Below are 3,560 nucleotides of genomic sequence, written 5' to 3' on the forward strand. Positions count from 1 at the left end.
CGGGCCAAGCAGCTGACCATCGACGCCTGGCAGCGCCCGGTCAAGCAGCCGAAGAAGTAAGCGTCAGAGGGCCGCCCGCGGGCGGCCAGGGTACGCGCCGCCTCGGCGAGGCGGCGCCACAGGATTCATACCGGCGCCTGAGGTCTATGGGCAGGCGCCAGCAAACGGGGGTTCAGCATGTGTGGCATCGTCGGCGCGGTTTCCACGCGCAATATCGTTCCGGTCCTGATCGAAGGGCTGCGCCGCCTGGAGTATCGCGGCTATGACTCGTGCGGCGTCGCCGTCGTGCGCGACGATGCGGTCGAGCGCGCGCGCACCGTGTCGCGCGTGGCCGATCTGGACGCGCAGACGCAGGCTTCCGGCCTGTCCGGCTTCACCGGCGTGGCGCATACGCGCTGGGCCACGCACGGCAAGCCCGATACCGTCAACGCCCACCCGCACCTGTCGGGCGAGACCATCGCGCTGGTGCACAACGGCATCATCGAGAACTACGAGCCGTTGCGCGAAGAATTGCGCGCGGTCGGCTACGGCTTTGAATCGCAGACCGATACCGAGGTGGTTGCCCACCTGATCCACCAGGCCTACACCTACCCCAGCAGTGCCACGCGCGGCGACCTGTTCGCCTCGGTGCGCGCGGTGACCAAGCGCCTGCACGGCGCCTACGCCATCGCCGTGTTCGCCAAGGACCAGCCGGGCCGCGTGGTCGGCGCGCGCGCCGGTTCGCCGCTGGTGGTGGCGCTGGGCGAGAACGAGGCCTTCCTGGCCTCCGACGCGCTGGCCGTGGCCGGCACCGCCAACCGCATCATCTACCTGGAAGAGGGCGATGTGGTCGAGATCACGCTGGACGGCGTGACCATCCACGACATCGACGACCACCCGGTCGAGCGCGAGGCGCGCGTGGTCGAAGCGCACGCCGCATCGGTGGAACTGGGCCCGTACCGCCACTTCATGCAGAAGGAGATCTTCGAGCAGCCGCGCGCGCTGGGCGACACGCTGGAAGGCATTGAAAGCATTTCGCCGGAGCTGTTTGGCAGCAGCGCCGCCGAGGTCTTTGCCGGCATCGACAGCGTGCTGATCCTGGCCTGCGGCACCAGCTACTACTCCGGCTGCACCGCCAAATACTGGCTGGAGAGCATTGCCAGGATCCCGACCCAGGTCGAGGTCGCCAGCGAATACCGCTACCGCGAAACCGTGCCCAACCCGCGCGCGCTGGTGGTGGTGATCTCGCAGTCCGGCGAGACCGCCGACACCATGGCCGCGCTGCGCCATGCGCGCGCGCTCGGCCACGTGCACACGCTGGCGGTCTGCAACGTGGCCACCAGCGCCATGGTGCGCGAGACCGAGATGCGCTTCCTGACGCGCGCCGGCACCGAGATCGGCGTGGCCTCGACCAAGGCCTTCACCACGCAGCTGGCCGCGCTCTACATGCTGACGCTGGCGCTGGCCAAGGTGCGCGGCCTGCTGACCGAAGACGCCGAGGCCAAGGCCCTGACCAACCTGCGCCACCTGCCCGCCGCGCTGCATGGCGTGCTGGCGCTGGAGCCGCAGATCATCGCCTGGTCGGAAGACTTCGCGCGCCGCGAGAACGCACTGTTCCTCGGCCGCGGCCTGCACTACCCGATCGCCCTGGAAGGCGCGCTCAAGCTCAAGGAAATCTCGTACATCCACGCCGAGGCCTACCCGGCGGGCGAGCTCAAGCACGGCCCGCTGGCACTGGTTACCGAAGCCATGCCGGTGGTCACCGTCGCCCCCAACGACGCACTGCTGGAAAAGCTCAAGTCCAACATCCAGGAAGTGCGCGCCCGCGGTGGCCGCCTGTACGTGTTTGCCGACAGCGACACGCAGATCCAGTCGTCCGACGGCATCCAGGTGATCCGCCTGCCCGAGCACTACGGCGATCTCTCGCCGATCCTGCACGTGGTGCCGCTGCAGCTGCTGGCCTACCACACGGCCTGCGCGCGTGGCACCGACGTGGACAAGCCGCGTAACCTGGCGAAGTCGGTGACGGTGGAGTAAGGCTAGGGCGGTCCCGCCGCGCTTTGCTGGAAGAACAAAGAGGCCCCGCGGGGCCTCTTTGCATTGGCGGTGCGTGGCTATGCCACGTACAGCAGGAACGCCCGTGCCATCTCCATATCCAGCCGCCGGTCCGACAGCGCAAAGGTGCTTTCGCGGTTGATCAGCGCATACAGCAGCGTGCCGGCCAGCGCCTGGTGCGCAAAGCGGATGCGCAGTTCCAGTTCCGGCGAGGCGCCCGCCGGATGCAGCCGTGCCAGGCGTGAGGCCAGGTCTTCCATGTACTGCCGGTTGAGCTGCCGGATCGGATCCTCGCCGCTGGTGACGCGGGCAACCAGCGAGGCACGCAGCACTCCAGCATTGCGGTAAGCCCAGATGCGGCTGTCGCGCGCCAGCGTGCACACGGCGTCTTCCAGCGTCGGCGGGCATGTGTCGAGTTGCGCAAGGCGCTCGGCCATGCCCTTGCGCAGCGCGGCCAGCACCAGGGCCTGCAGCGCCTTGAAATAACTCTCCTTGCCTTCGAAGCGGCTGTAGAACGCGCCGGTCGTGACGCCTGCGTGCGCGCAGATCTCGTGGATCGAGACCTGTTCCAGCGTGCGCTCGCGCAGCAGCCGGCGGCCGGCTTCCAGCAGCAGCAGCGTGGTGCGCAGGCCGCGCGAATAGCGCGGTGCGGCATAGCCGGCGTGGCCCTCCAGCCCGGTCAGCTTGTTTTCCATGACGACCCTTTCTCCCCGCGGGGCGTGGCCTGGGCCCGCCCCGTCATGTCCGCGTTTTTACGGATGTCGTGAACTGTAGCAGGCCAACATACTGGCTCGAAAACGTAATCCATGTTACGAATTGAGCGGTGCCAAGCCTATCGGGTGCCGCCCGGAGATCGATAAGCGCCCTCCCGGAGACCTCGCATGACCATGTCCTACCAGCCGCGCCGCGCGTGGCTGACCGCAGTGCTGTTGTTCTTCTTCCTGGTGGTCAACGCCATGGACAAGATGGTGGTGGGCCTGCTGGCCGCGCCGATGATGGATGAACTGGGGCTGACGCCGGCGCAGTTCGGCCTGGTCGGCAGCAGCTTCTTCTGGCTGTTCGCGGTGTCTGGCGTGCTGGGCGGCTTTCTTGCCAACCGCACGCCGACCTCGCGGCTGCTGGTCTGCATGGCGCTGGCATGGTCGCTGTGCCAGATCCCGCTGGCGCTGTCGTCCAGCCTGGCGGTGCTGATCGTCTCGCGCATCCTGCTGGGTTTCATGGAAGGGCCGGCTGCGCCGGTGGCGATCCACGCCTGCTACAAGTGGTTTCCGGACCGCCGGCGCAACCTGCCCGTTGCGGTGCTGACGCAGGGGGCCGGGATCGGCATCGTGCTGGCGGGCTTCCTGATCCCGGCGGTTGCCGTGCATTGGGGCTGGCGCGCCAACTTCTACGTGCTGGCGGCGCTGGGCGTGCTGTGGGCCGTGGCCTGGCTGGCGCTCGGGCGCGAAGGGACGCTCGACGAACGCCCGGCGGGGCACGATGCCCCCCACGCCCCCGCGGCCCCCCCCCCCCCCCCCCCCCCCCCC

At 68.6% G+C, this 3,560-nt stretch carries 3 protein-coding genes; 2 read left to right on the top strand and 1 reads right to left on the bottom strand.

The window, feature by feature from the left end:
* Positions 1–177 precede the first annotated feature (177 nt).
* A complete protein-coding gene (gene glmS / locus CF68_RS16555; protein ID WP_035820630.1) occupies positions 178–2,016 on the top strand; it encodes a glutamine--fructose-6-phosphate transaminase (isomerizing) in 1,839 nt (612 codons plus the stop codon).
* 77 nt (positions 2,017–2,093) lie between these two features.
* Here glmS and CF68_RS16560 read toward each other — a convergent pair whose 3' ends face one another.
* Positions 2,094–2,729: a TetR/AcrR family transcriptional regulator gene (locus CF68_RS16560; protein WP_035820632.1), complete on the bottom strand. Its 636-nt coding sequence runs from the start codon at positions 2,727–2,729 to the stop codon at positions 2,094–2,096.
* A gap of 186 nt (positions 2,730–2,915) precedes the next feature.
* Here CF68_RS16560 and CF68_RS38405 point away from each other — a divergent pair.
* Positions 2,916–3,560 (top strand): MFS transporter (locus CF68_RS38405; RefSeq protein WP_235205790.1); only part of this gene is annotated, 645 nt, incomplete at its 3' end.

Origin of the sequence: Cupriavidus sp. SK-4 (assembly GCF_000611125.1) — a bacterium.
Classification (GTDB): Bacteria; Pseudomonadota; Gammaproteobacteria; order Burkholderiales; family Burkholderiaceae; genus Cupriavidus; species Cupriavidus necator.